Here is a 26,327-nt window from a genome sequence, read left to right as displayed (position 1 = left end):
TTTTCTTGATAAAACCTTTAATTTATGCGAATTACGAATTTGAAATATTTCATGGAGAGCAAATATTGAGTAAATAATTTTAAATGCTCCAGATTTTAAACTTGATCAATTTGTGCTATTTTAATCGAACAAACCTTTTTGGGGTGGTAAAGTAGTCTTTGGTATATGCAAATTACAATTCAATTTAGCATTTAACTGCTCAATAAAATAAGCGGATAGCAAAGGAGATTCGAGTTCAAGGTTTTGATGCACAAAAAAGTGAATGTTCTCCAATCCCATGGCTTTCCAAGAATTTAAACGTTCTATCCAATCATCCAAACGGGGATAATCTGATTTATGGTTTGCGCCTACATATCTAATAAAAGCTTCATTTGTGGTCAACCGCATATGCATAAGGTCCCTCCTTCCGGCGGTATCTACCAAAACGTTGGAGATATTATTCTCTTCCAGTAAGTGATAAAGCTCTTGCGCCACCTTGTCATCATTGAACCAATCCGTATGCCTAAACTCCATGGCCAACGGAAACTCTTTGGGCCAATATTCTACGAAGCGCACTACCCTATCCCAGTTTTTCGGTCCGAAATTGTTGTGCATCTGCAAAAAGATGGTACCCAGCTTGTCCCCAAGTAAAGAGGTTACTTCCAAATACCTATCCGCGATTTCATAAACTTTGTCGTTCATGCGACGAAGATGGCTTACTTCGTTGGTCATTTTCGGGAAAAACTTAAAGCCATCAGGGGTTTTGTCGCGCCACTTTTCATATTGTTCGGCTGGAAAGATACGATAAAATGTAGCATTGAGCTCAATACAGTTGAATTGGGAGGAGTAGTATTCCAATTCGTCCTTTGTACCCCTTGGATAGAAATTCTTCAAATCTTGCCGGTTCCATTTGGCGCAGCCCACATACACTTTGGTCTCTGTCCCTGTTTTAGAGTTTGATAAAACTACCGGGGTATCTGGGTGGTCGGGTGGTATGGTGAAATCTATGTTTTCTGGGTGGTCTACTTTTCCGAATTTCATGATCAATTCAATTTGTTATAAAAATAAGGTTTTGGTCTCTAGTATGATTTAATATAGTTTGCTCATTTTTCAGTATATTTAAACATGTTTCATTTTCATATACCTTCTAAATTACCTAAACTATTCAGATATTGGGTTCTGACCGAATTTTCAATCTGTTTAATATGCCTTATAGTATATTGGGTATCCAAGTTGTTCTAAAGTTATCTGATTGGTGTTAAATATGGTTGTTCATAACCTCGTTGACAACTATTCTCAAAATCAAAAGTCCACGATTCATCATTCTGTAATTTTATTAAAAATCACAGCCATGGATTCAGCATCCGACCGTCGATTGGACATTCGTCCCACCATTAAATCATCACATTTTAACAGCCAAATGGGTTTTGATGAGCATTTTCAAAACAAAACCTTACGTCCTGTAATCAAACTCCAAAATGATTTATTAGTAGAGGCTTTCAAGAACTATGCGAACAAGCACAAGGGAGCTTTTTACGAACTTTCTCTGGAGAAAAAGATGGAGTATATAGAAAGGGCCATCCAAAAGGACATCAAATTCAGAAACTCTTTAAAAGGAATGGTCATCGGTCAATTCACCGTAGAAGAGTACCGCGACTATATCACCAACTCTTCGGCACTCAACAAACGCATGATGAACATGGTGGTGGAACGCTTAAAAGACCAAATACAGCTTCTGGAAGAAGAGGCCCTATTCCAAAATTGATTCTCCATTCAAGTTGGTGGTGAGGATTTCGCTCATCAAATTAAAATAAGGGCGAATGGACTTAAAGGATTTGTCCACTTCATCCAAAAAAGAAGGGGACAGCACTTCTTTATCTGTAAGATTCCGAACAAATACAAACTGTTTTTTTCGAATCAAGTCAATATCTGGGTGTTCCTTGTCAAAACCTTTGGGTGCCGTTTTTAATTCATCACCACGCAATTCACCCCAAGTTTCTTTCAATTCTTTTTGATTGATGACTTTACGGAACTCGTCCGCATCCATTTCCAGTTCTTTTCGAATACGAAACAGGTCTTCCTTGTTCGGGTCCCAGAATCCCGTAGCCAATAAGGACTCGCTTGGTTTTAAGTGAATATAATAACCGCCCCGTAAGTGTGCCCCCAGTCGGGAAAAAGACCCTGCAAAATGACTTTTGTAGGGTGTTTTGTCTTTAGAAAACCGTACATCTCTGTAAATCCGGAACAGCTTCATTTTTTCAATATCATCATGGTGGTTTAAGTTTGTCTTTACAGCTTCTAGAAATGACTTTACCTCGGACTGATGTTTTTTGAAATCAGTTTTATGTGCTTCAAACCAATCCCGGTTGTTGTTCCTTTTTAGCTCTTTCAGAAAATCAAAAACTCCTTTGGATATTGTAATATTAGACGCCATATGTCGATAATATGTTATTTTTAAACTAAAGTTAGCCTTTTATACCTTCGCATGGTAAGGATTTGTCTAATTTTAAGACAATACAGAGCAGTATGGACAAGGATAAAATCATCGCTGAACTCAATAGGCACAAAAAACTGCCTTACCTGGATTATAGATTAAAGCAGGAGACAGAGGATTTCACAGACACACTTTTTTATACCCTATTTGATGCTAACACACCAGTTGCCGTAAACTTGGAGCTATTGGAGAATAAATTCAATCAGCTGATGGATATGGCATGTTGGGATTTGGAGAAGCCCAATGAAGAACTTTGGGGCAATTATGTGAGCCATCTGCCACAGATTCTGGAAAATCTAAATTTAGACGCAGAGGCCATATTGAATTGTGACCCTGCCTCTCTTTCCCTTCAGGAAATTTATATGGCCTACCCCGGTTTTTATGCCATCGCCATTTATAGATTGGCACATGAACTTTATGAAGAAGGGGTACCATTGATTCCTAGAATGATGACCGAATATGCGCATAGACAGACCGGTGTAGATATTAACCCTGGAGCTAAAATCGGAAAGTCCTTCTTTATCGACCACGCAACGGGAGTTGTAATCGGAGAAACCGCTATAATCCATGATAACGTGAAGATTTATCAAGGCGTTACCTTAGGTGCGCTATATGTGGCAAAAAACTTAGAGAAAACCAAACGTCATCCCACCATAGAGAACAACGTGACCATCTACGCAAATGCCACTATTTTAGGCGGAGATACCATTGTTGGCGCTAACTCCGTCATTGGGGGTAATGCTTGGATAACAGCCTCCGTCCCCCCTAACTCAACCGTTTATCACAAACCAGAAATTAAAATAAAGACAACCCCAAATGTCTAACAGCATACTAGATCTTATCGGAAACACCCCAATGGTGGAATCCAAAGTGTTGAATACCAATCCAAATGTAAAAATCTTGTTTAAGCTTGAAGGGAACAATCCCGGAGGAAGCGTAAAGGATCGCCCAGCTTACAATATGATAAAGAGCGGGCTTGAACGCGGCGATTTTACAAAGGAAACCAAATTGATAGAGGCCACCAGTGGCAACACCGGTATTGGCTTGGCCATGATTGCTGGTCTTTTTGGGTTGGATATTGAATTGGTAATGCCCGAAAACTCTACCAAAGAACGGGTGCAGACCATGCGAGCCTATGGAGCAAAAGTGACTTTGACTCCTGCCGATGTTGGGATTGAAGGTGCTAGGGATTATGCCGAGGCCAAGGTCAAGGAAGAAGGATTCCAAATGTTGAACCAGTTTTCCAACGACGACAATTGGAAAGCGCACTATAAAACCACAGGCCCTGAGGTTTGGAGGGATACCAATGGGGAAATCACCCATTTTGTATCCAGTATGGGTACTACGGGCACCATAATGGGAACTTCCACATATTTAAAAGAACAAAATCCAAATGTCCAGATTGTTGGTGTGCAACCTACCGACGATTCCAAAATCCCGGGTATCCGAAAATGGCCTAAGGAATATCTTCCAAAAATATTCAATCCAGAAAAGGTAGATACCGTAATGGAGGTCAGCGAACAGGAAGCCACCGAAATGGCAAAAAGATTGGCAAAAGAAGAGGGAATTTTTTCCGGTATGAGCAGTGGTGGAGCCGCAACCGTTGCACTTCGCTTGGCCGAAACCTTGGAAACCGGTACAATTGTATCTATAGTTTGCGATCGTGGTGACCGCTATTTGTCTTCAGATCTTTTTGATTAGGTAAGAAAGTACTTTTTAGCATCCATTTTTCAGGTTTTTACATCGGATTTTTCGTATTGTCCAACATTATTTGCCGATTGTCGATTTCTTTGAAATAGGAGTTCTGAATCTTCGTTCTTTATGTTGTCAAAGTCCTTAAATATCAAGATAGTATGGATGCACTGTCAAAAATAATCACTTGGAAAAGAAACGTTCTTGCCAGTGTAGTGGTTTTGCTATCATTGGTTTTACTTAATTTTTATGGGGTTTACACCAATCAATTCTACTTTACAAAACCGGACAACTACATATTTCCCTTACTGACCTCTGTACATTTTATCTATCTATATGTGGTTTGGTTTAAAATTACCGAAGATGAGTTGCCGGATCCTAAGATGCGCAATATCGAGTACATACTTTACGCCATTATGATAGTATATGTCTTCAAGATTTATGACAGTATTACAATTTTAAATTCCATAAAAACCTATGGAGAGCACGTAATCCCTGTTACTTTTAAACCAATGGCTACTCTTTCCGTGGTACTCTACAGTATTTTACCTATTCTAACGCTTTATACTTTCTGGTTGAGAAAGCGATATGTTGGTATTTATAATTTTGAAAATTATAACGACAACCTAAATATTTGGCAATAGTTTACAGTCCACGGATATAGCTTCCGTAGAGGTCTTTGAACTGATAGCCTTGTTGAAATCGATGTTTGCTCAGTTTTTTATGGGCAACCAACCCCCAAAGTACCAGTTCTTTTAGGAAATACGTGTCTTCTTTTGAAGCATCTGGTTGATATTCCTTCATTAGATTGTTCAAGGGACCGATGGAATCTAACTTGGATTTATAATCGGCTTCTTTTTCATCGTCCAATAAATCAAAACCTTCACCTTCAAAAAACCAAGTTACCAGTTCGTCGTATTCGTTTTCTTCTTCTTTGCGCTGAAGCTTTTCGATTTTTGGGAAATAACTAGGGAACAATGATTTTGCACCATCTTCTATCAAACTCTCTGCAACGGAACCTGCTCCCTCCTGCTCTCCTTCATAAACCAGTTCTATCTTTCCAGTGATGGAAGGCACAACCCCCATAAAATCGCTCAAACGAACGGTAGTTTTTTTGTCCCCAGCAACAATGGCCCTGCGCTCGGCTGTACTCAATAAATTTTCAAAAGCCGTAATGCTCATACGGGCACTTACCCCACTCTTGGCATCTACATACTCGCTGTTTCGTGCTTCAAAACTGATTTGTTCCAATAAATCCATCGCAATTTCAGGAACATAAACAAAATCAGATTGGCGCTTATCGAGCCGTGCTTCTTGCTTGGTGATTTTCTTTGCAATCTCGATGGTTTCAGGATAATGGGTCAAAATTTGTGAACCAATTCTATCCTTCAAGGGGGTTACTATACTACCCCTATTGGTATAATCTTCTGGGTTTGCAGTAAACACAAACTGAATATCCAAATTCAACCGAAGTTTAAACCCTCTAATTTGTATATCCCCCTCTTGCAGTATATTAAACAAGGCCACTTGAATTCTTGCTTGAAGGTCGGGAAGTTCGTTGATTACAAAAATACAGCGATTGGCCCTCGGTATCATTCCAAAATGAATCACACGATCATCGGCGTAGGACAATTTAAGATTTGCCGCTTTAATGGGGTCCACATCTCCTATCAAATCCGCTACCGTAACATCTGGCGTGGCCAATTTTTCATAGAAACGTTCGCTTCGGTGTATCCAACTCACAGGAGTATCATCTCCTTTTTCTTTGATGAGCTCGGTGGCGTATCTGGAAATAGGCTCCAATGGATCATCGTGAATTTCAGAACCTTCCACAATGGGCATCCATTCATCCAACAGTTGAACCATTAAACGGGCCAAACGTGTTTTTGCTTGCCCTCTCAATCCTAGTAAATTGATGTTGTGACGAGATAAGATGGCCCTTTCCAATTCAGGAATCACCGAATTTTCGTAACCCCAGACACCTTCGAACACCTGTTCTCCGTTGGAAATTTTTTCCAATAGATTCTCCCTGAGTTCGTCTTTAATACTTTTACTTGTATAACTAGTTGATTTTAATTCACCTAGTGTTGTGATTTTGGTGTGGTCCAATTTCATATGTTGTGTTATCCTTTTATTCTTCTTTTTCTATTTTGTTCGTAGTCTTCAAAAATCATTTCGCCCAAACCTTTTAGGCCTGTGTAAAAAGCTTTCCCTTTGTTCGCCTTAGTAAATTCACGCACAAATTGCATCAGATAGGGGTCTTCTGCAATCATAAAGGTGGTTATGGGGATATGAAGCTTTCTGGCCTGTTGGGCCATTGCGTAGCATTTTTCAACAATATATTCGTCCAGCCCTACACTATTTTTGTAATAATCACCGTTGGGAAGCCGTAAACATGAAGGTTTTCCGTCCGTGATCATAAAAATCTGCTTATTGGTGTTCCGCTTTCTCCGGAGCATATCCATCGCCAATTGTAACCCTGCAACAGTATTAGTATGATACGGTCCTACTCTTAAATAAGGTAAATCCTTAATCGGAATAGGCCAGGCATCGTTTCCGAACACCAAAATGTCCAAGGTATCCTTTGGATAACGGGTCGTAATGAGTTCGGCAAGTGCCATTGCCACTTTTTTGGCAGGTGTGATTCTGTCCTCGCCGTACAAAATCATACTATGGCTTATGTCGATCATCAACACCGTGCTCATCTGGGCTTTGTGCATGGTATCTTCCACTACCAAATCCTTTTCGCTCAACGAAAAGTTATCCAATCCGTGATTGACTTGTGCATTTTTTAGACTTTCTGTCATACTGATATGCTCCAATGAGTCTCCAAAACGGTATTCACGGAACTCACCAGTGTGCTCGTCGCCCTTGCCTGATTTCCCTGTTTTGTGGTTACCAGAACCACTACGTTTGATTTTACCGAAGATTTGGTCCAAGGCCCGTTGACGTAGCATTCGCTCGAGCTTGGCTGTTACGGAAAGACTTCTGCCCCCTCCATTCTCATCGCCTTCTTCACCTTCGCCGCCCTGAGGGCCATCCATGTCAAATTCCTCACGGATGTATCCTTTGGACTTGAGGTCTTCGATAAAGTCATCAATTGTGTAATCGTCGTCGGTAAGTTCGTATTCTTTGTCCAATTCACGGAGCCAGTCCAGAGCCTCCTCCACATCACCCGAAGTGTGGGTTACTAGTTCTTGAAAAATCTCAAAGAGTTTTTCGAACGGAGTTTGGTCCGGAGCTTCGTAATTGGTAAAACGAAACCCTTTTCTTGTATTCATAGCCATCACATAAATTTACGGCATTTCGCTGTAATGACTAAACGTTTAGAAAAAACTTAACGCTATAAACTAAAAAAGCGCCGAGCCCTAGAAACTCGACGCTTGGCATCCAACCAACTTAAACTAGTCTTCTACAAAAGTGTAACTCGTTTTCACCACCTGTGACAACCTGAAATACCCAAAGGCATAGTTTTCAGGATTTGTAATATTGATACAGTTGCCTTTCACATCGACTGGTGTCGACTCAAAAAGACCAACACCGCCCAATTGGGAGATGAGTATCTTTATATAATCATAATAGGATTTGGAAATTCCGTACATTCCTATGTTCACCACATCGCCGGGCTTAAAGGGTTCTATGTCCGTATTATCATCCTCCTCAATTTCGTACCACCAATCAATCTCGTTGCCATTCAAGAATTCATCTTTCCCTTCTTCCAAATCAGGCAGCAAATCACCTTCCCGTTGAAATTTGAAAAGATAATGGTTCCCTACTTCCTCTGGATCGGTAAATACCACGTGTACTTCCAATACTTCATCATCAAAACCATCTTTACGGTCCTGAAAAACATTGGTGATATCCGTCACAGGGGTCATGGTCTCCTCTGCGGTATATACCTCACCATTATATTCAATCCTCAGGGAATAGGTCTGCCCTAGAATGGGTTCAAAATTCATGGTAAGGTATTCTCCGTTGCCCTGATCTTCAAAATTATAGATTGCTCCATTGTCATCATTGGTCACCACAACAGAGGCACCTGTTACCTCCGTGTTGGTATTGGTATTAAAAAACGGAGTGGATTCTCTCAATCGGATGGTCTGTACATTTCCGTCCGTTCCCTTTTCCCAATCCAATGATGCTTCTACCACTAATCGTTTTGGTCCTTCCTGGACTTCCACATCCACTACGTCCTCACATGAGGCGAAAATGATGGCGGTAATCCCCAATATGATTTTTTTCAATGTCTTCATGATTTAAAATTTAAAGTTGTAGGTCAATGAGGGTACTATACCAAAAATGGCTGTTCGGGTAGCTTCGTTGGCCCCAGTTTCCAGATTTTGACCGAAGGAGATAGAAGAGGCATTTTTTCTACTGTACAGATTATAAACACTGAACACCCATTCGCCCTTAAACCGTTTATTCTGATATTTTCTGGGTTTGTAATTGATGGAAACATCCATCCGATGGTAGGCTGGTAAACGATCCGAATTTCTGGGAGAGTAGCTTGCTATGGACAAATCCTCGTAAACATATTGCCCATTGGGATAAGTTACGGGTCTACCAGATTGAAAAACCAGATTGGTCCCAAAGCTCCATTGATCGTTCAATTGATACGCTCCCGATAAGGAGATGTCATGTGTTCTATCAAAAGAAGCATTATACCAATTTCCGTTGTTGATTCCGGGACCTCCAGCCGTTCCTCCCAAGGTTCGTTGCTCCGATTTGGAAAGGGTGTAGGCAATCCATCCCGTAAAATCACCCTCGTTCTTTCTAAGCAGGAGTTCCAATCCATAGGCCCGCATTTCGCCATTCAAAATTTCGGTCTCAATGGTATTTTGACCAATCAAATCGGAACCATCTATATAGTCGATTCGGTTATCAACGGTTTTGTAGTAGGTCTCTACTTCGAGCGAATACACCATGTCCTTAAAATTGTGAAAGTATCCCAAAGCATACTGATTGGACAACTGTGGTTTTATGAAAGGTCCACTGGGTGTCCAGACATCCAAAGGGGTTACGGATGATGTGTTGGACAACAAATGAATGTATTGGGCGGTACGTGAATATCCTGCTTTTATGGATGATTCCTCGTTGAGCAGGTAAGCCAATGAAACCCGAGGTTCAATATTGCCGAAAGTTTCAATAACATCACCTTTGTCAAAATTGGTCTCCCCCGTTGCTTCACCACGCTCATAAATGCCCAGTTCAGGATTGTACACTACGGGCCGATCGTTTGCATAAGTGCTGATGGGCTGCCCTCCAAACCGTGAGAATGCACTGTACCTCAGGCCATACTGTGCTGTAAGCTTGGGGCTGAGTTTGTGTTCCGCACTGACATACAATCCGCTTTCCAAGGCTTTTTTCTGATCTAACTTTAATGGATTTACGGGCGATGTTTCGGCAGTAGGGTTTACTTCTCCTGGGTTGAAATCATAATAAATACCATTGGCACCAAAATCCAGTTTAAAGGCGTCGCTCAAATAATACTTAAAGTCGTATTTAAGGTTGTAGTTGGTGATGGACGACAGCCATTCAAATTCATCCTGTGCAAACTCCAGATCGTAGTCATATCTACTTAAAATGGCCGAAAGATTGGAAAACAACCTGTCGTTAAAAATGTGGTTCCAACGTAGATTTCCTGTGGAATTTCCATAACTACTGTCAAAACTGCTTCCCAGTTTAAAGGCATCGCGACCAAAATAACCGCTCAAGAAAAGCTTGTTGTTGCGATTGATACTATAATTGGTCTTTAGGTTCAGGTCATAAAAACTTACACTATTTTCATCGCCTGCGGCTTTGAGCAACAAATCTACATAGGAACGGCGGCCAGCAATTAAAAAGGATCCTTTGTCTCCAAATACGGGACCTTCGGCCGTTAACCTACTCGAAATGACCCCGATTCCCCCGTTCAGTTCAAAATTTTTACTGTTCCCATCCTTCTGTCGAATATCCAGTACGGAAGATACCCTGCCACCAAAGCTAGCAGGAATACCTCCTTTGTAGAGTTTTACATCCTTGATGGCATCCGCATTGAATACAGAGAAGAACCCGAACATATGCGAAGTGTTGTATATAATGGCCTCATCCAGAAGCACAAGGTTCTGGTCCTGTGCACCGCCCCTCACATGAAATCCACCCGTACCTTCTCCATTATTGGTGACCCCTGGCAACATTTGAAGGGATTTCAATACATCCAGTTCTCCCAATACCACAGGCATTTGTTTCACGGTGCCTATGTTCATCTTTACCACGCTCATTTCAGGTTTTCGCAATATGACCCGTTCTGGCTCATCTGCCATTACGACCACTTCCTCCAATGCGGTCGAGAATTCTGAAATTTCCACATCGTATACCATGTCATGATTCAAATCAATCTCAATGTTGAGCTCATTATAGCCCATGTATGAAATGCTCAATATATATTTTCCTTCGGGAGCGGTAACGGAGTAAAATCCATATTCGTTGGTAACCCCGCCAATTGTAGTCCCGCTCAAGAATACAGAGGCACCGAACAAGGTCTCCCCATTGCTTTTGTCGGTAATGGTACCGCTAATGGTGTGGCTGGTCTGCCCTATGGCAGACATACAGCCCAAAAATAAAGACCACAATAACCAAATGGTACACTTGATTATTGGGTTTAATTGTGACTTACTGTTCATTTTTTGATGTTTTGATGGTTGTACTTCAATTTTTCAACATCATAGACAGGTCAAAAAAGGAAGGGTTGCATGTATAAAATTTTTTAAAAGTTTTTTCCTTCATAGTGCAACCCTTTCTTTTTTCTTTTGTCTTTAGCTACAGATAAGGCATCAACCTAAACCATTGGAAACCGAAATCCGTTTTACGCATAAGGCCATAGTAGAGCAGTGCAAAGCAGGCAATAGCAACTCTCAATACGAGCTGTATTCCCGCTATGTGGATGCCATGTACAATGTGGGGTTCCGCTTTTTGGGCAATGCGGAAGATGCAGAGGATATAGTACAGGACAGTTTTGTGGATGCCTTTAAAAACCTAAACAACTTTAAGTACGAGAGTAGTTTTGGTGCATGGCTGAAGCGAATTGTCATCAATAAAAGTATAAATCACTTAAAGGCCAAGCGGATACCTGTAGTGCCCATGGATGCGCATGAGTTCCACCTGACGGATGAAGAACCCGTAGAGGCAGCGGCAACGGATTTGAACAAAGTAAAGAAGGGTATTGCCCTATTACCCGATGGATACAGGGAAATCATCAATCTATATTTGATTGAAGGATACGACCATGTAGAAATTGGGGAGATTTTGGGTATTTCTACAAGTACTTCAAAATCCCAGTACCACAGAGCGAAGAAAAAATTATTGGAAATCATCAATGAACTGTAATGGACAATTTTGAAAAACATATTAGGGACCATGCAGCCCAATTCAACGAGCGAAGGGCGGACAAGGACAAAATGTGGGCGAAGATTTCAGAAGAACTGAATCAAAAGCCATCCAAGGTTATCCCACTATGGAAAAGGCCCCTTTTTCGTGTGGCTGCCTCTGTGCTATTACTGCTGGGTGTAGCTTCGTTTTTTGGACTAGCGGTGTTGAACAATAATGCTAAAAAAACACAATACGCTTCCAAGGAACTGATGGAAATAGACATGTATTACAAAGACCTGGTCTCCTACCAAGTGCAATTGGTAAGGAACAATCAGAATCTTTCAGAAGAGAACAAAGCGGAATTCCTATCCTTTATGGATGAACTTGATGCTGAATATGAAGTACTCAAAAAAGAGATGCAGAAAAACCTTGACAATGAGCAAGTGCTGGAAGCTATAGTGAGCAATTACAAAAAGCGCATTGAACTCATTGAGAATTTGTTGCACCAGATAAACGAATCTAAAAAATTGGATGAAGATGATTATGGATACACATTATAAAGCGGTCCTATGGATGGCCTTTTTACTGGTTTCAGTGAATTGTGCCATGGCGCAGGAAAAGGTTCATAAAACCATTGAAAAAAGCTTCCCGTTCACGAATTCGGGAGAGTTTCAAATAGAAAATAAATATGGTAACGTAACGCTTAAAGGGTGGGAACAGAACAAAGTTCAGGTAAACATTTCTGTAACCGTGAACCATCGTAAAAAAGAGAACGCCAAGGACTTGTTGGGCCGTATCAGCCCAAATATCAAGGCGAGCAACAGCTATATTTCCATTGTTTCTGAAATCTCCAATAAAAATACGGGGTGGTTGGCCGATATATTGAATCGTGCCAATCCCATTGACTTTGACCGCAGTCATGTTCAGATAGATTATGAGGTCTATCTTCCCAAAAAGGTGAGTCTTAGGATTACCAATCGTTTTGGGGATGTGGTCATTGAAAATTGTACAGGTATACTAAATACCTTGATCGAACACGGTGATTTATGGATCGGAGAGAATTTGAACAAGGCGGATATTGTTTTGAAATATGGTAAAATCCGAGCAAAGGATTTGAACTATGCCGACCTTGATTTGAAAATAGGGGAATTGAACATGGAAAATTCAAAAAACCTACGATTAAAAAGTGATGGTTCGGAAGTCCATATCAATTCGGTCAATTCGTTGGAGGTGTATTCCAACAAGGACAATATTTCCATTAACGAAGCAGAATCCCTGTTTGGCAACCTGGAATTCACCACGTTCAAAATAGAACGATTGGCAGGCGATGTAGATGCTACAATGAAAATCACCGATTTTCAGGTGTACAATATTATAAATCCTTCGGCTGACATATCCATACAACAGGAATCCGCGGATATCACTTTGAATATCGACCATTTTCCCCACAATTTCACGGCAACCTTGGAGCAAGGTGTGGTTCGCTTGCCAAAATCATTTGAGAATGTAGGTTCCGAAATGTTGGACAAAGGCCGTAGGCTCAGAAAAATAAATGCCACTTATGGTACCGAAAGAAGAGGAAATATTTCCATACAAGGCGAAAAAGGAATTGTGACCATTAATGATTAAGAAATGCAAATGCAACCTTTTAACGAATGCCTTGTCTTTAAAACAAAATCAATCATAAATCCAATTAAAATGAACAATCAAAAAACAACAACTTTATTACTCTTTTTGCTCATGTGTACTATGGGATCCGCCCAGAACGATGATAACGAATACATCACCTTTAATGACCGTAAAAATGTGGTGCATGGAGTATATCTAGGCTTATCCACCTATTTTGGTGAAATCGAAGGCGAGGACACTTACATCGGAGGACTAAAAGTGGCCTATGTGGCCAACAGACAGTTTGAAGTGGGTTTTATGGGCAATGTGCTTTATTCCCGACAGAATATCTTTAATCCAAGAACCAATAACAACGATGATATTGTGGCCATATATGGAGGGATACATTTGGAACCCATATTGTTTGGCAAAAAAAGAGTAAGTCTGTCCTTTCCAGTATTGATAGGCGGCGGCGGTGTGGGCTACGTAGATCATAATGCCGTGGTGAACGATGAAAACGTTGATCTTGATGATGACGATATAGACGCTGTATTTGTACTTGAACCAGGAATGAATGTATTGTTCAATATTTCTAGATTCGTGCAATTGGAGGCCGGTTTCCGCTATAGAATGTCCAGCAAAATAGAGTTGGCACAAAGCCCAGTGAACCGTCTCAATGGTTTTTCAGGCGGCATTGGGGTGAAATTAGGAGTGTTCAACATGGGGCGTAACCGTTACAAAAAGCAGTTGGACTAATGGAAAATTACAGCAACCGTCTTCACCATCCTATAAAAACACTACGGGTCTACACAAAAAACGAGCAAGTATTCGCCCAATACGGAAATAGCGGTTGGGCCGTTATTCCGTTTCAATGGGTGCCTGTTCCACTTTTCAACCCTTAGCATTTCTTGCACACATCATTACATCAATCAAAAATCAAAACAAATGAAAACACAAATCAGTTTTATACTGCTTTCCGTACTGTCGGTTTTCTCTTCGTGTGACTATGAGAAGATTTACGCCGAAGGTGAAGTGACCTCTATCAAATATGATATAAATGATTATAATGGAGTTAAGGTTTCCGATGCATTCCATGTTTATGTACTTTTTTCCGAATCTGAAGAAGAAATCCGAATTGAGGCCAACAACAATCTGCACGAAAAAATTGTCGTCGAAAAAGATGGTGACGAATTAATCATCCGATTGAGAGACCGCACTTCGGTAAGCGGTAAGGCTGTGATGAACGCATACATCACCACCAAAAATCTTTCCAAGTTCAAAATTGACGGTGCGAGCAGGTTGATTTTGGAAAATCAATGGGAAATACAGGACGGAAAGATTACAGTCTCCGGGGCCTCTGATTTTAAGGGTGAATTGCTCGCTGATCGATTACAAATGAATCTCGAAGGAGCCTCTTCCGTTGATCTTTTTGGTAGTATCTCATTCTTGGAAGCAGAAATTTCAGGGAGCAGTGACCTGTTGGATTACGACCTTAATATTTCCAATCTGGACATTAACCTGTATGGGGCGAGCACGGCCTTTCTTTCTGTAAATGAAAGTATTTCCATAAAAGCTTCAGGTGCCAGTGTATTAAACTACAAGGGAGACGCGACGATACAAGAAAGTGAGCTTTCTGGCTCCTCTAGTATTATAAAAATGGATTGAACACCTCCTGTGGTCAATGTCTCTGCTCTAGAATATTGACCACAGCATTGAGGTCAAAGTTCTTTGCCTTCAGCAATATCAAATAATGGAACAGCAGGTCGGCACTTTCATTTAGGAAAAGGTCATCGTTGTCGTCTTTGGCTTCGATGACTGTTTCCACAGCCTCCTCCCCTACTTTTTGGGCAACCTTGTTGATGCCTTTTCGGAATAGGGATGCCACATAGCTATCGGGGTTCTCTTGGTCGTTCTTTCTGGATTCAATGATGTCTTCCAAGGTGGATAAAAAACCATAGCCTTGAACATTTTCCTCGGCCCAGCACGTATCGGTCCCTTTATGGCAAGTAGGCCCAACAGGATTGACCTTCACCAAAAGTGTATCGTTGTCGCAATCTACTTGCATGTCAACAAGGTTCAAAAAGTTGCCACTTTCCTCACCTTTAGTCCATAAACGCTGCTTGGAACGGCTAAAAAAAGTGACTTTTTGGGTTTCTTGGGTTTTTTCAAACGCTTCTTGGTTCATATAGCCCAACATCAACACATTTTTGGTGGCTGCATCTTGAACAATGGCCGGTACAAGTCCGTCTGAATTTTTATTGAAGTCTATTTGCATTGTTATATTCTTACAGGAATTCCTTCTTCCTTTAATTCTTGTTTAAGTGTGTTTATTTCAATTTCCTTAAAGTGAAAAACACTGGCAGCCAATGCCGCATCAGCTTTTCCATCCTTAAAAGTATCTGTGAAATGAGATATGGTTCCCGCCCCACCTGAGGCAATCACTGGAATATTTACCAATTCGGATAATTTCGCCAATGCCTTGTTCGCAAAGCCATTCTTGGTACCATCATGATCCATTGAAGTGAACAAAATTTCACCAGCACCACGTTCTTCCACTTCCTTTGCCCAATCAAAAAGATCCAGTTCTGTAGGTACCTTCCCTCCTACCAGATGGACTTTCCATTGTCCGTCAACTTGTTTGGCATCAATAGCGACTACGATGCATTGTGAACCGAATTTGGCCACCAATTCATTGATCAATTCAGGTCTTTTCACCGCTGATGAGTTAATAGAAACCTTATCGGCCCCGTTTTTTAAGAGAATGTCCACATCTTCCACAGAAGAAATCCCTCCACCAACAGTAAAAGGAATATTGATGGTCTCAGCCACATGATAGACCAGTTCAGCCAAGGTCTTCCGTTTTTCCTCCGTAGCCGAGATATCCAGGAAAACCAATTCATCCGCTCCTTCTTTAGCATAAATGGATGCCAGTTCCACTGGGTCTCCTGCATCTCGTAGGTCAACAAAGTTGATTCCTTTCACAGTGCGTCCGTTTTTAATATCGAGACAGGGTATTATTCTTTTTGTAAGCATTTATTCTTCTTTGGCAGCACTTTTTGTTAGTGCTTTATTAATGTGAGACTACCTTTAAACCAACAATTGAAGCAATCAATGTTGTTATAAAAAACAATCTCCAAAACGTTGCGGGTTCCTTAAAAACAAAAATTCCAAACAGTACTGTCCCCACAGCACCGATACCGGTCCAAACCGCATATGCTGTACCTATCGGCAATTCTTGTGTTGCTTTGACCAACAAAAACATACTGATTGTAAGGCAAACTACAAATCCTATGTACCAATACGTCATTTCCGTACCCGTTGTTTCCTTGGCCTTTCCAAGACAGGCAGCAAATGCAACTTCAAAGAGTCCTGCAATTATCAAGAGTATCCAGTTCATTGGCTGTATTGTAATGCTAGCTTTCGTTTTTTGCATTCAGGTTGACCCCACCGTAAAAACCAAGGTCTTTGTTTTGTAAAATTTTGGTCCATAGTGCTATTTGCCCTGTGTGGTAGGACAAATGTTCCGTGACATGGATAATGTTGCCCACTCCAGAAAAATTAAACCCTTGAACGTTTCGTTTACGCAATAATTCATTGAGTGGGGCATCGTAGAACGCTCTTTTGGCGTCCGAAATGGTATCTTCCAGTTTTTTGACAAGTTCTGCTTTGGAATAGCCTGAATCGGTGGAAAACTCTTCATCCCTTACACGTTCATCCTCCAAATTTTGGATGGAAGCTATCCCGTATTGAGTAATGTTTCCGCATAAATGAAGGATGAGATTGGCGATACTATTGCTCGACTCATTTGGTTTTTCCCAAAGTTGTTCCTCGGACAATTGATCTAAACAGATTTTGATCATGCGAAGACTTTCATTCATCCGATAGCCCGCGTTCCATACCAATTCTTCCTGGAGTTCTCTTTCTTTATCCATTTTTAAGAATATATTGTTCCAATTGCTTTAAACTGATCTTGCCTTCATAAATGGCTTTTCCAATGATTGTACCTTCACAACCAAGTTCAGCAAGTCTGGGGAGTTCGTCAAAAGTGGAAATTCCACCACTGGCAATTAAATTTAAGCCTTTTTTGGTTTGGGCCAACATTTTTTGATACAAGTCGAACGCAGGCCCTTGCAGCATGCCATCCTTGCTTATATCCGTACAAATCACATATTCGACACCTTCGGATTGATACTGCTGCACAAATGGAATCAGCTCCAAATCCGATTCTTCTTGCCAGCCCGAAACCGCTACTTTCTCGTTATTGGCATCGGCACCTAGAATGATTTTTCTAGCCCCGTAGGTCGACAACCAGCTCAAAAAAGTTTCCCTGTCTTTAACAGCTATACTTCCGCCCGTAATTTGATGTGCTCCGCTTTGAAAAGCAACATGCAGGTCATCACCCGATTTTAATCCACCGCCAAAGTCAATTTGCAAACTGGTCTTGAAGGCAATGGTCTCCAATACTTTGTAGTTGACAATATGTTGGGATTTAGCCCCGTCCAAATCAACCAAATGTAGGTGCTGGATACCGTGCGCCTCAAACTCCTTGGCGACTTCCAACGGATTTTCATTATAGACTTTTTTGGTGCTGTAATCTCCTTTAGATAGACGTACACATTTACCATCAATGATATCAATAGCTGGAATCAATCTCATTTTCTAATCATATTTTACTCGTTCTATGGACATCCACATTTTTGAATCCCCAACTTTTTTAAAGCCCAGATTTTCATAAAAACTATGGGCGTCCAATGTTTTTAGTGCTACGGTGTTTACTTTCTTCACATCAGGTTGGTCCAAAATATATTGCACCAATTTTTTTCCAAGTCCTTTGCCTTTGTTAGGCTCAAAGACAACTACATCCATAATGTAGGCAAACACCAAACCGTCTGTCATCATTCTGGCGTAAGCAACCTGCTCACCGTTCTTATTGAACATTCCAAAGCAGATGCTTTTTTCAATGGTCATCAAGGTTTCCTCCCAACTTCTGTTCTTGCCCCAATAGGTTGAAGTAATCTGCTGATGAACTTTTTTAATGTCCAGCCTGTTCTTGTCGGTCAATATTTGAAATTCCATGGCTTAAGAAATGGATAAAAAGTTCATTAAAATCTCACTGCCAACATCACTGCTCTTTTCAGGGTGAAATTGTACACCGTAAAAATTATCTTTTTGCAATGCGGCACTATACGCTACACCATATTCCGATGTGGCAATGGTTTCAGCTCCCATCGGAGCATAAAAACTATGAACCAAATAGATATAGGATTTCTCAGGAATATTTTTGAACAGCTCATTTTTTAAATCCAAAATCTGGTTCCATCCAATTTGAGGAACTTTGACTTTATTGGAAAATTTAACCACATCCAAATCAAATATGCCCAAGCCTTCCGTATTTCCTTCTTCGGATGAATGGCACATGAGTTGCATACCCAAACAGATACCCAAAACAGGTTGTTTTAAGGCAGGAATCACCTTGTCCAATCCTGTAGCTTTTAATTTGGCCATAGCGGAACTGGCCTCTCCCACTCCAGGGAAAATCACTTTATCGGCTTTTCGGATTTCTTCTGCATCATGGCTCAAAACAGCTTCATATCCTAGCCGTTTTATCGCAAATATGATACTTTGAATATTACCTGCTCCGTAATCGATTATTACAATTTTCATTTATTCTTTAATCTTTTGTCATTTCGAGCAAAGCGAGAAAACAAGATTTTTCAGTCGTAAGCTCCTTCGAAATGACATTTTTTTATAGCATGCCCTTTGTAGAAGGCAGCACCATTTTTTCAGCATCACGTTTTACCGCCATTTTAATAGACTTGGCAAAAGCTTTGAATATGGCCTCGATTTTATGGTGTTCGTTGGTTCCTTCGGCCTTGATGTTCAAATTGGCTTTGGCGCCATCGGTGAACGATTTAAAAAAGTGCATGAACATTTCCGTTGGCATGTCCCCCACTTTTTCACGCTTGAACTCGGTGTCCCAGACCAACCAATTCCTTCCACCAAAATCAATGGCAACTTGTGCAAGGCAATCGTCCATGGGCAAGGCAAAACCATAGCGTTCTATACCCAGTTTGTTGCCCAAAGCTTTAGAAAACAACTCACCCAAAGCAATAGCGGTATCCTCGATGGTGTGATGTTCGTCCACTTCTAAATCGCCATCGACCTTGATTTCCAAATCCATTTGTCCGTGCCTAGCTAGCTGGTCCAACATATGGTCAAAAAACGCCAGACCTGTATTGATGTCACTTTTTCCTGTGCCGTCAAGGTTGATTTTGATATAAATATCGGTCTCGTTAGTTTTTCGGGTTATTTCCGCAACACGATTTTCCAACTTTAAGAATTCATAAATTTTCTGCCAATCGTTGGTTTCTAGGGCTATAAAATTGTCCAACTCTTCACGCTTCACCGTGATTTCCCCTGTACCAAAGTGCGTTTCATCATTAATAAAGATTCCTTTGGCGCCCAAATTCTTGGCCAGTTCCACGTCTGTCAAACGGTCACCGATCACAAAAGAATTGGCCAAATCATATTCATCGGAAAAATAGGAGGTCAACATTCCCGTGCCTGGTTTTCGGGTATTGGCGTTGTCCTTTGGGAAGGTCCTGTCAATAAAAACGTTATCGAACACTACTCCTTCATTTTCAAAGGATTTCATAATAAAATTATGAACAGGCCAAAAGGTATCCTCAGGAAAAATATCGGTGCCAAGGCCATCTTGATTGGTGATCATCACCAATTCATAATCCAACTCCTTTGCAATCTTACCTAAATAAGTAAAAGCCTTTGGATAGAAAATCATTTTTTCAAAGGCATCTATTTGCTCATCAACAGTTTCCTTGATGATGGTTCCATCGCGATCTATAAATAGTACTTTTTTGCCCATTATTCCAATTCTTTTAAAATAGCTATCAATTTTTTGTTTTCTTCCGGTGTCCCCACGGTAAATCGCAGCGTATTTTCACAGAGCGGTTGAGTGCTTCTGTTGCGTACGACTACCTGCTTGTTCAATAGTTGTTGGTAACGTTTGTTGGCATCATCCACCTTCGCCAGTATAAAGTTGGCATCGGTTGGATAAAGAACTTCCACAAATTCCAAGCTCTCCAAGGCCTTCATTAGTTCTTGCCTTTCCTTGAGTATATGCTTCACTTCTTGTTGTACCAAATCTTGGTTCAAAACCCGTTGTAATGCGTGCTGCTGGGTCAATTGGTTGACATTGTAAGGCGGTTTGATTTTGTTCAAAACCCCTATAATTTCTTCGGATGCGTAGCAAACACCCAATCGAATACCTGCCAAACCGTAGGCTTTTGATAGGGTTTGCGTGACAATCAAATTAGGATAGTTTATGAGTTGCGACAACCAACTTTCATCTTTTGAAAAATCAATGTAGGCTTCATCAATCACCACCAATCCATTAAAAGATTTTAATAACCGTTCTATTTTTTCCTTATGAAATGAATTCGCTGTAGGATTGTTGGGCGAGCAAATGAAAAGCAACTTGGTTTTAATATCAACCACTTTTAAAATTTCATCCACATTGGGTTCGAAATCATTGGTTAGCAGAACCTCCTTGTTTTTAACTGCATTGATGCCTGCCAGCACCTTGTACATTCCGTAAGTTGGTGGCAGCGTGATAATATTATCTTGATTCGGTTCACAAAACGCCCTATAGATCAAATCCAAGACTTCGTCACTTCCATTTCCCAATAAAATTTGATTTTCCGATATGCTTTTTTGATCCGCCAGCACTGACTTCAAACTTCTTTGGTAAGGGTCCGGATAACGGTTGACACCATTGTCGTACGGATTTTCGTTGGCGTCCAAAAAAATCATTTCGGAGCCATCGGAAACATATTCGTCACGTGCCGAAGAGTATGGCTGCAGTTTTTGAACCGATTCTCTCACCAGCTTATTTAAATCAAACCCTTTCATTATTTCAAACTTTTTAATCTGAGGGTTACTGCATTTTTATGTGCTTGCAATCCTTCTGCATCTGCCATTAGCTCAATAGCGGTTCCAATGCCTTTGATGCCTTTCTCGGATATTTTTTGAAAGGTCATGCTTTTCATAAAACTATCGAGATTTACACCACTGTATTGCTTTGCGTAACCGTTGGTCGGTAAGGTGTGATTGGTGCCCGAAGCATAGTCGCCTGCACTTTCTGGCGTATAGTTCCCAATAAAAACCGAACCGGCATTTTGAATGTTTTCCAGATAAAACTCTTCATTTTCCATACAAACAATAAAGTGTTCTGGCCCATATTCATTGATTAGTCCCAGTGCTTCTTGGTCATCTTTGACTAAAATCAACCTGCTGTTTCCAATGGATTTCTGAGCTATTTCAACCCGTGGTAACTGTTGGATCTGGATTCCAATTTCCTTTTCAACAGCATCAATCAAGTTTTCGGAAGTGGATACAAGAATCACCTGACTGTCCACACCATGCTCGGCCTGGCTCAGCAAATCCGAAGCTACGAACGCGGCATTTGCTGAATCATCGGCAACCACCAACAATTCACTCGGCCCTGCCGGCATATCAATGGCTACACCATATTTTGTGGCCAATTGCTTGGCAACCGTCACATATTGATTTCCGGGGCCAAATATTTTGTGCACTTTCGGTATGCTTTCCGTGCCAAAGGTCATTCCGGCAATGGCCTGAATCCCTCCTGTTTTAAAAATCTGCGTCACCCCGCACAACTGAGCTGTGTATAAAATTGCTGAATTGATTTCCCCATTCCTATCAGGTGGACTACAAAGTATAATCTCTTTACACTCTGCTAATTTGGCTGGAATGGCTAGCATCAAAATAGTTGAAAACAACGGAGCTGTTCCACCTGGAATGTACAATCCCACTTTTTGAATAGGACGCTTTTCCTGCCAACACGCCACGCCGGGCATGGTTTCCACTTCAACTTTTGAGGTTTTTTGGGCAGCATGGAATTTTTCTATATTCGATTTGGCAAGATTGATGGCCTGCTTCAATGCATCGGAAACGGAATTGCTTGCGTTTTCAATCTCGTCTTCTTTTACCAAAATAGAATCCAAAGTGACTTTATCAAATTGGGCCGTGTATTTTTTGATAACCGTATCACCATCAGCCTGTACCTCTTTAAAGATACTGTTGACAATCTCCTCAATATCTGAAACGCTCTGGGTGGGACGCTTTAAAATTTCGTTCCAATCATTTTTATTTGGTTTTACTATTTTCTTCATTTTACACCCCTAAGGTCCCCTCAAGGGGACAATTATTCATTAAAATCGTATCTTTTATTGTCTACAATACCATTTTTTCGATTGGACACACCAAAATTCCCTCTGCACCGGCTGCTTTTAGCTCATCGATGACCTCCCAGAAGGTTTCACGATTGATTACGGTGTGTACGGAACTCCAGCCTTCTTCCGCCAATGGCAAAACGGTGGGACTACGCATTCCAGGTAGAATGGAAATAATCTCATCCAGTTTATCGTTGGGGGCATTCATGAGCACGTACTTATTGTTGCGGGCTTGAAGTACAGATTTTATCCTAAATTGGATTTTCTTTAGCAATTCTTTTCGCTCTTCGGAAATGGTGGGCGATACCGCTAATACGGCCTCACTTTTTAACATCACTTCCACTTCCTTTAAATTATTTTTGAAAAGTGTGCTTCCACTGGAAACGATATCGCAGATTCCATAGGCCAAGCCAATATTCGGGGCTATCTCTACAGAACCATTGATGATATGTAGTTCCGCTGTTACTCCTTTGGAAGCCAAGTATTCCTTAACCGTATTCGGATACGAGGTGGCTATTTTTTTGCCCTCAAAATCCTTAATGGAATTATAGGTTACTCCTTTGGGTACGGCCAAGGAGACACGACATTTCGAAAAATTCAGGCGCTCGGCAATGGAAATATCCTTTCCTTTTTCAATAAGCACATTTTCGCCAATTATGGCAATGTCTACTACGCCATCCCTTAAGTATTGTGGGATGTCCCCATTTCGCAAATAGAAAACCTCCAATGGAAAATTTCGGGATGTAGCTTTTAATTGGTCTTTTCCATTATCGATGGAGATACCGCAATCTTTTAAAATGGCGAGGGAATCCTCGTTCAATCGACCACTTTTTTGAACAGCAATTCTAATTTTTGTCATTTTTCAATCGTTTTGTTCGAAAAACCAAATGGGTACAAAAAACAAACCCGTTTGATTTCTCAAACGGGTTAGAATATATTTTAAAAACAACAATACATTTCTATCTCGCTTGAGGGCAAGTATAAAAATGATGATGTGTGTTTCTATTTCTCATGATGCTTCAAAAGTAGAACATATTTTTATATCAAAAAAGGGGAATTTAGTTATTTCCCAAAATTAATGGCAAACCATCGTCTCCAGAACCAACCACAACAATTTTGGCGTTAGGGGACTCGGCCAGTTTCAATGTTGCGTCTATACCTTTGTCCTGCAGAATTTTATCGGTCAATGAAGCACTTAGGATGCGGTTGGCGTCCGCCTTACCTTGTGCTTCTATTCTAACCTTTTCGGCTTCCTTTTCTGCAGTCACCAATCTAAATTCATATTCCAATGACTCTTGTTCCTGCTTCAATTTGCGCTCAATGGCATCCTTGATGGTTGGCGGTAAGGTAACATCTCTTACCAGTACCTCATTGAGTTGAATATACTGGTCTTCCACAATTTTCTGGGTCTCCTCAAAAATCTCTTGTTGAATGGCATCACGTTTACTGGAGTATAATTGTTCGGGAGTATAACGCCCAACAACGCTACGTGCGGCAGACCTGATGGCAGGAAGCAATACGCGCTCTATGTACTGTTCACTTTTTTCCTGATGTAACTTTCCGAGTTGCTCATATTTGGGTTGGAACCATACGGATGCCTCCAATTTAATATCCAATCCATTGGATGAGAGCACGTTCATTTTTTCCAAACGTTCTTGTTGTCGAACTTCATAAATATAAACTTTATTCCAAGGAGCCACTAAATGAAACCCTTCTCCCAGAGGTGGTTCGTCGGTAACAACCCCTCCACCGAAATATCTGTACAAAACTCCAGCTTCACCGGAACCAATGGTCACTGTTGACCTAGATGCAAAAATGATTAGAAAAATAATCGCTGCCAAAGCTGGCAACGCAATCTTTGGTAATTTATCCATTTTATTGAGGTTTATTGAGGTTTTTAAATCAATCCGTTATATTTTCTGATGAACCATTCCGCTGCAAGTGAAAGAATGATGAGTCCGAGTAAAATACGGAAATCTATTAAAGATACAACATTATCCCTGCTTTTTTGGACAGGTAAAAACTGTTGTGATGATGACAGATTGGCCTGTAGTTCATCCAATTTGTCCAAATAGTAGACCTGTCCGCTATTCTTGGAAGCCAAACGCTCCATTTTTTTATAATTGGCGGATATCAATTGTTTTTCTGGATTAAAATCCAAAATCCTGAAAGTTCCAGAGCGACTCAAATTTTCATCGGCTACAGTAACGGTGAACTCATACTCCCCTGCTTGGAGGTCGCTCAGGTCCACTTCATAAAAAGAACCTTTCAGTAACATGGGCGACACCCTTGAAAAATCGTTTTCCTTACCTTTTATGGTAATGGAAATATTGGCATTGGCATCAAACTGGTAGCTTTCATCAAAATAAGAAGCCCTCACCTTGGCCATGCTTGCGTTATCAAAAACCAGTTCATAATCCAATTCTAAACGGTTTCGTTGTTTGTTGGAGCCCAAATACACCATTAAATTTCCAATGAAATCATCAAACGCTAGAAAATTATCGTCATTTCGGTACACTTGCGCTCGCCAGCGCCATATATTTTCCCCAAAGAGCACAGCTTCTTTGGTGTCGGATTCCGTCAAAATTGTAAATAAGGGCTTTTCAAGGTTGATGCCCTGCAGCTGCTGGAACATTAAAATGTCGCTGTCCTTGTTCAATTGTATATCTCCAAGGGTGCCTTGCAAAGGCGGGAATCCATCTACGGAAAAATTACCGAGTCCAAAAAGGCCAAAAGCGTTATTTAAAACAGGTAAAATATCCTCTGATTGTCTACTGCCCGAAATGGTGAAACTTTCTTGAATACCATTCAAAAAATTCCAATCTGTTTTGCTTCCCGTAACGGTAAAATAATTGGCCCCAGTATTTTTCAGGAATTCATAAACGTTTCTGAAATTGCGATTAGGTTGGTACAGAATCAGCAATCCCATTTCTTCCAATTCGGACTGGTCTGCTGTTGGCTTTACAAGTGTAACCGACCGTTGTTCATTGGACTCGATGGATTTTTTTAAGGCTCCGATGTCCGGGTGCAACATATCGGAAACTATGGCTACATTGGTTTTTTCATCAATTACCTCAATCGCGGTTTCCTTAGAATTGTTAGCGGTATTGCGCTCATTTTCCAAAGCCCCAACTTCAATTTTGATGGTTTTGATGCCGACGCTTTGTGCTTCCACCAAGGTATTTAACGTTTGGCTATTTTTAGTGGCGTTAAGATCAATTCGTTCTTGATGAACCCTACTCCCATTTATTGAAATAGTTACTGTGCTGGTAACCGAACGGTTACCTTGATACCGAATAGTGGATTCAATAGGAAAACTGTTTCGCAAAAAAGCGTATTTGTTGACATTGATGAGTCCTACTGAAATATCTTCATATTGGATGGTATCGCCAATCACCACAGGATTTATGGTGGAATTCTCGTTCAATGTGATGTATTCGTAATCCCGACCTAATGTCTGGTTTCCATCAGAAAACAAAACGATGGTATTATTTCCGTTTACAAAAACATCTTTCAACGTCGAGAGTGCATTCGAAATGTCGGTATTTCCATGGTCAAATCGTATGGAATCCGTGGAAGAAATGGAAGTCCCGAATTCGTACTGATGAATGTCAAACCGTTCGGTTAAAGCTTTATTTTGTTTGATTTGAGAAATGGCGCTCGAAATCTCTGTCTCGGAAGAAGCACCGCCCATTGAGGTAGAATTGTCCACCAAAAGAATCAAGTTTACTTTTTCGATGTAATAATCTTTACTGACAAACTTTGGATTGATCAAAAGCAAAAGGCCGCAAAACAAGGTGATAAACCGTAATGCGGCCAATATTATTTTAATTGAACCCTTTCTTGGGTTTTTATAGAAGTATTGAAAATAGACAAGGATAAGCGCGGCAGCAACTGCTAAAATAATAAGAAGTACCGTGCTCAACTCCATTCAT

29 protein-coding genes are annotated in these 26,327 nt (G+C 40.7%); 10 read left to right on the top strand and 19 right to left on the bottom strand.

Features of this window, described 5'->3' with window-relative positions:
- Positions 1-120: 120 nt before the first annotated feature.
- Entirely contained in the window at positions 121-1,020 is a 900-nt protein-coding gene (locus GUA46_RS07625) for a DUF72 domain-containing protein (protein ID WP_176619983.1), read from the bottom strand.
- Positions 1,021-1,330: 310 nt separating this feature from the next.
- On the opposite strand from GUA46_RS07625, the gene GUA46_RS07620 reads away from it, so the two are divergent.
- Positions 1,331-1,744 carry a glyoxalase gene (locus GUA46_RS07620; RefSeq protein WP_176619982.1) on the top strand — a complete coding sequence of 138 codons (414 nt, stop codon included), beginning with the start codon at positions 1,331-1,333 and terminating at the stop codon, positions 1,742-1,744.
- Here the strand turns inward: GUA46_RS07620 and GUA46_RS07615 are convergent.
- A complete protein-coding gene (locus tag GUA46_RS07615; protein WP_176619981.1) occupies positions 1,730-2,413 on the bottom strand; it encodes a DUF2461 domain-containing protein in 684 nt (227 codons plus the stop codon). The two genes, GUA46_RS07620 and GUA46_RS07615, sit on opposite strands and share 15 nt — an antisense overlap.
- Before the next feature lie 92 nt (positions 2,414-2,505).
- On the opposite strand from GUA46_RS07615, the gene epsC reads away from it, so the two are divergent.
- The 3 genes from epsC to GUA46_RS07600 all read left to right on the top strand — a co-directional run bounded on the left by epsC (position 2,506) and on the right by GUA46_RS07600 (position 4,809).
- The gene (gene epsC / locus GUA46_RS07610; RefSeq protein WP_108246063.1) at positions 2,506-3,297 is read left to right on the top strand and encodes a serine O-acetyltransferase EpsC; all 792 of its coding nucleotides are present in this window, start codon (positions 2,506-2,508) and stop codon (positions 3,295-3,297) included.
- A complete protein-coding gene (gene cysM / locus GUA46_RS07605; protein ID WP_176619980.1) occupies positions 3,290-4,174 on the top strand; it encodes a cysteine synthase CysM in 885 nt (294 codons plus the stop codon). Before epsC ends, cysM begins: the two co-directional genes overlap by 8 nt.
- Positions 4,175-4,326: 152 nt before the next feature.
- Positions 4,327-4,809, top strand: a complete 483-nt coding sequence (locus GUA46_RS07600; protein ID WP_176619979.1) for a hypothetical protein — start codon at positions 4,327-4,329, stop codon at positions 4,807-4,809.
- A 1-nt stretch (position 4,810) separates the two neighbouring features.
- On the opposite strand, the gene GUA46_RS07595 is transcribed toward GUA46_RS07600, so the two are convergent.
- From GUA46_RS07595 to GUA46_RS07580, 4 genes are all read right to left on the bottom strand, one after another.
- Entirely contained in the window at positions 4,811-6,280 is a 1,470-nt protein-coding gene (locus GUA46_RS07595; protein ID WP_108246066.1) for a magnesium chelatase, read from the bottom strand.
- 8 nt (positions 6,281-6,288) lie between these two features.
- Positions 6,289-7,452 (bottom strand): vWA domain-containing protein, encoded by a 1,164-nt coding sequence (locus GUA46_RS07590; RefSeq protein WP_176619978.1) that lies wholly within the window; start codon positions 7,450-7,452, stop codon positions 6,289-6,291.
- Positions 7,453-7,569: 117 nt separating this feature from the next.
- On the bottom strand, positions 7,570-8,418 hold the full coding sequence (locus GUA46_RS07585; protein ID WP_176619977.1) for a DUF4249 domain-containing protein: 849 nt from the start codon (positions 8,416-8,418) through the stop codon (positions 7,570-7,572).
- A gap of 3 nt (positions 8,419-8,421) precedes the next feature.
- The gene (locus GUA46_RS07580; protein WP_229418467.1) at positions 8,422-10,827 is read right to left on the bottom strand and encodes a TonB-dependent receptor; all 2,406 of its coding nucleotides are present in this window, start codon (positions 10,825-10,827) and stop codon (positions 8,422-8,424) included.
- Positions 10,828-10,990: 163 nt separating this feature from the next.
- Between GUA46_RS07580 and GUA46_RS07575 the strand changes: the two genes are divergently transcribed.
- The 6 genes from GUA46_RS07575 (at position 10,991) to GUA46_RS07550 (ending at position 14,785) form a co-directional block, all read left to right on the top strand.
- Positions 10,991-11,530 carry an RNA polymerase sigma factor gene (locus tag GUA46_RS07575; protein WP_176619976.1) on the top strand — a complete coding sequence of 180 codons (540 nt, stop codon included), beginning with the start codon at positions 10,991-10,993 and terminating at the stop codon, positions 11,528-11,530.
- Positions 11,530-12,072, top strand: a complete 543-nt coding sequence (locus GUA46_RS07570; RefSeq protein WP_176619975.1) for a hypothetical protein — start codon at positions 11,530-11,532, stop codon at positions 12,070-12,072. The genes GUA46_RS07575 and GUA46_RS07570 overlap by 1 nt, the downstream gene beginning before the upstream one ends.
- Positions 12,056-13,141, top strand: a complete 1,086-nt coding sequence (locus tag GUA46_RS07565; RefSeq protein WP_176619974.1) for a hypothetical protein — start codon at positions 12,056-12,058, stop codon at positions 13,139-13,141. The genes GUA46_RS07570 and GUA46_RS07565 overlap by 17 nt, the downstream gene beginning before the upstream one ends.
- A gap of 69 nt (positions 13,142-13,210) precedes the next feature.
- Positions 13,211-13,876, top strand: coding sequence for a hypothetical protein (locus GUA46_RS07560; RefSeq protein WP_176619973.1), 666 nt, complete (start codon positions 13,211-13,213; stop codon positions 13,874-13,876).
- The gene (locus GUA46_RS07555; RefSeq protein ID WP_176619972.1) at positions 13,876-14,022 is read left to right on the top strand and encodes a hypothetical protein; all 147 of its coding nucleotides are present in this window, start codon (positions 13,876-13,878) and stop codon (positions 14,020-14,022) included. Before GUA46_RS07560 ends, GUA46_RS07555 begins: the two co-directional genes overlap by 1 nt.
- A gap of 43 nt (positions 14,023-14,065) precedes the next feature.
- Positions 14,066-14,785, top strand: coding sequence for a head GIN domain-containing protein (locus GUA46_RS07550; protein ID WP_176619971.1), 720 nt, complete (start codon positions 14,066-14,068; stop codon positions 14,783-14,785).
- Between the two features lie 13 nt (positions 14,786-14,798).
- Here the strand turns inward: GUA46_RS07550 and hisIE are convergent, their stop codons facing one another.
- From hisIE to GUA46_RS07485, 13 genes are all read right to left on the bottom strand, one after another.
- Complete coding sequence (hisIE, locus tag GUA46_RS07545; protein ID WP_176619970.1) at positions 14,799-15,395, bottom strand: bifunctional phosphoribosyl-AMP cyclohydrolase/phosphoribosyl-ATP diphosphatase HisIE; 597 nt, start codon at positions 15,393-15,395, stop codon at positions 14,799-14,801.
- A gap of 2 nt (positions 15,396-15,397) precedes the next feature.
- The gene (gene hisF / locus GUA46_RS07540) at positions 15,398-16,153 is read right to left on the bottom strand and encodes an imidazole glycerol phosphate synthase subunit HisF (protein ID WP_176619969.1); all 756 of its coding nucleotides are present in this window, start codon (positions 16,151-16,153) and stop codon (positions 15,398-15,400) included.
- Between the two features lie 37 nt (positions 16,154-16,190).
- Positions 16,191-16,517, bottom strand: a complete 327-nt coding sequence (locus tag GUA46_RS07535) for a DMT family transporter (protein WP_108246077.1) — start codon at positions 16,515-16,517, stop codon at positions 16,191-16,193.
- Between the two features lie 16 nt (positions 16,518-16,533).
- Complete coding sequence (locus GUA46_RS07530) at positions 16,534-17,052, bottom strand: DinB family protein (RefSeq protein WP_176619968.1); 519 nt, start codon at positions 17,050-17,052, stop codon at positions 16,534-16,536.
- Entirely contained in the window at positions 17,045-17,776 is a 732-nt protein-coding gene (gene hisA / locus GUA46_RS07525; protein ID WP_176619967.1) for a 1-(5-phosphoribosyl)-5-[(5-phosphoribosylamino)methylideneamino]imidazole-4-carboxamide isomerase, read from the bottom strand. The genes GUA46_RS07530 and hisA overlap by 8 nt, the downstream gene beginning before the upstream one ends.
- Before the next feature lie 3 nt (positions 17,777-17,779).
- On the bottom strand, positions 17,780-18,196 hold the full coding sequence (locus tag GUA46_RS07520) for a GNAT family N-acetyltransferase (RefSeq protein WP_176619966.1): 417 nt from the start codon (positions 18,194-18,196) through the stop codon (positions 17,780-17,782).
- Between the two features lie 3 nt (positions 18,197-18,199).
- Positions 18,200-18,784 (bottom strand): imidazole glycerol phosphate synthase subunit HisH, encoded by a 585-nt coding sequence (hisH, locus tag GUA46_RS07515; protein WP_176619965.1) that lies wholly within the window; start codon positions 18,782-18,784, stop codon positions 18,200-18,202.
- 82 nt (positions 18,785-18,866) lie between these two features.
- The gene (gene hisB, locus GUA46_RS07510; RefSeq protein WP_176619964.1) at positions 18,867-20,003 is read right to left on the bottom strand and encodes a bifunctional histidinol-phosphatase/imidazoleglycerol-phosphate dehydratase HisB; all 1,137 of its coding nucleotides are present in this window, start codon (positions 20,001-20,003) and stop codon (positions 18,867-18,869) included.
- The gene (gene hisC, locus GUA46_RS07505; protein ID WP_176619963.1) at positions 20,003-21,049 is read right to left on the bottom strand and encodes a histidinol-phosphate transaminase; all 1,047 of its coding nucleotides are present in this window, start codon (positions 21,047-21,049) and stop codon (positions 20,003-20,005) included. Before hisC ends, hisB begins: the two co-directional genes overlap by 1 nt.
- Entirely contained in the window at positions 21,049-22,332 is a 1,284-nt protein-coding gene (gene hisD, locus GUA46_RS07500) for a histidinol dehydrogenase (RefSeq protein WP_176619962.1), read from the bottom strand. The genes hisC and hisD overlap by 1 nt, the downstream gene beginning before the upstream one ends.
- Positions 22,333-22,393: 61 nt before the next feature.
- Positions 22,394-23,251 (bottom strand): ATP phosphoribosyltransferase, encoded by an 858-nt coding sequence (gene hisG, locus GUA46_RS07495; protein WP_176619961.1) that lies wholly within the window; start codon positions 23,249-23,251, stop codon positions 22,394-22,396.
- Positions 23,252-23,450: 199 nt separating this feature from the next.
- The gene (locus GUA46_RS07490) at positions 23,451-24,266 is read right to left on the bottom strand and encodes a prohibitin family protein (protein WP_176619960.1); all 816 of its coding nucleotides are present in this window, start codon (positions 24,264-24,266) and stop codon (positions 23,451-23,453) included.
- Positions 24,267-24,289: 23 nt separating this feature from the next.
- Complete coding sequence (locus GUA46_RS07485) at positions 24,290-26,323, bottom strand: VWA domain-containing protein (protein ID WP_176619959.1); 2,034 nt, start codon at positions 26,321-26,323, stop codon at positions 24,290-24,292.
- Positions 26,324-26,327: the final 4 nt, after the last annotated feature.

The organism is Flagellimonas chongwuensis (genome assembly GCF_013376415.1).
Classification (GTDB): domain Bacteria; phylum Bacteroidota; class Bacteroidia; order Flavobacteriales; family Flavobacteriaceae; genus Flagellimonas; species Flagellimonas chongwuensis.
This window is presented reverse-complemented; position numbering and strand designations above follow the sequence as displayed.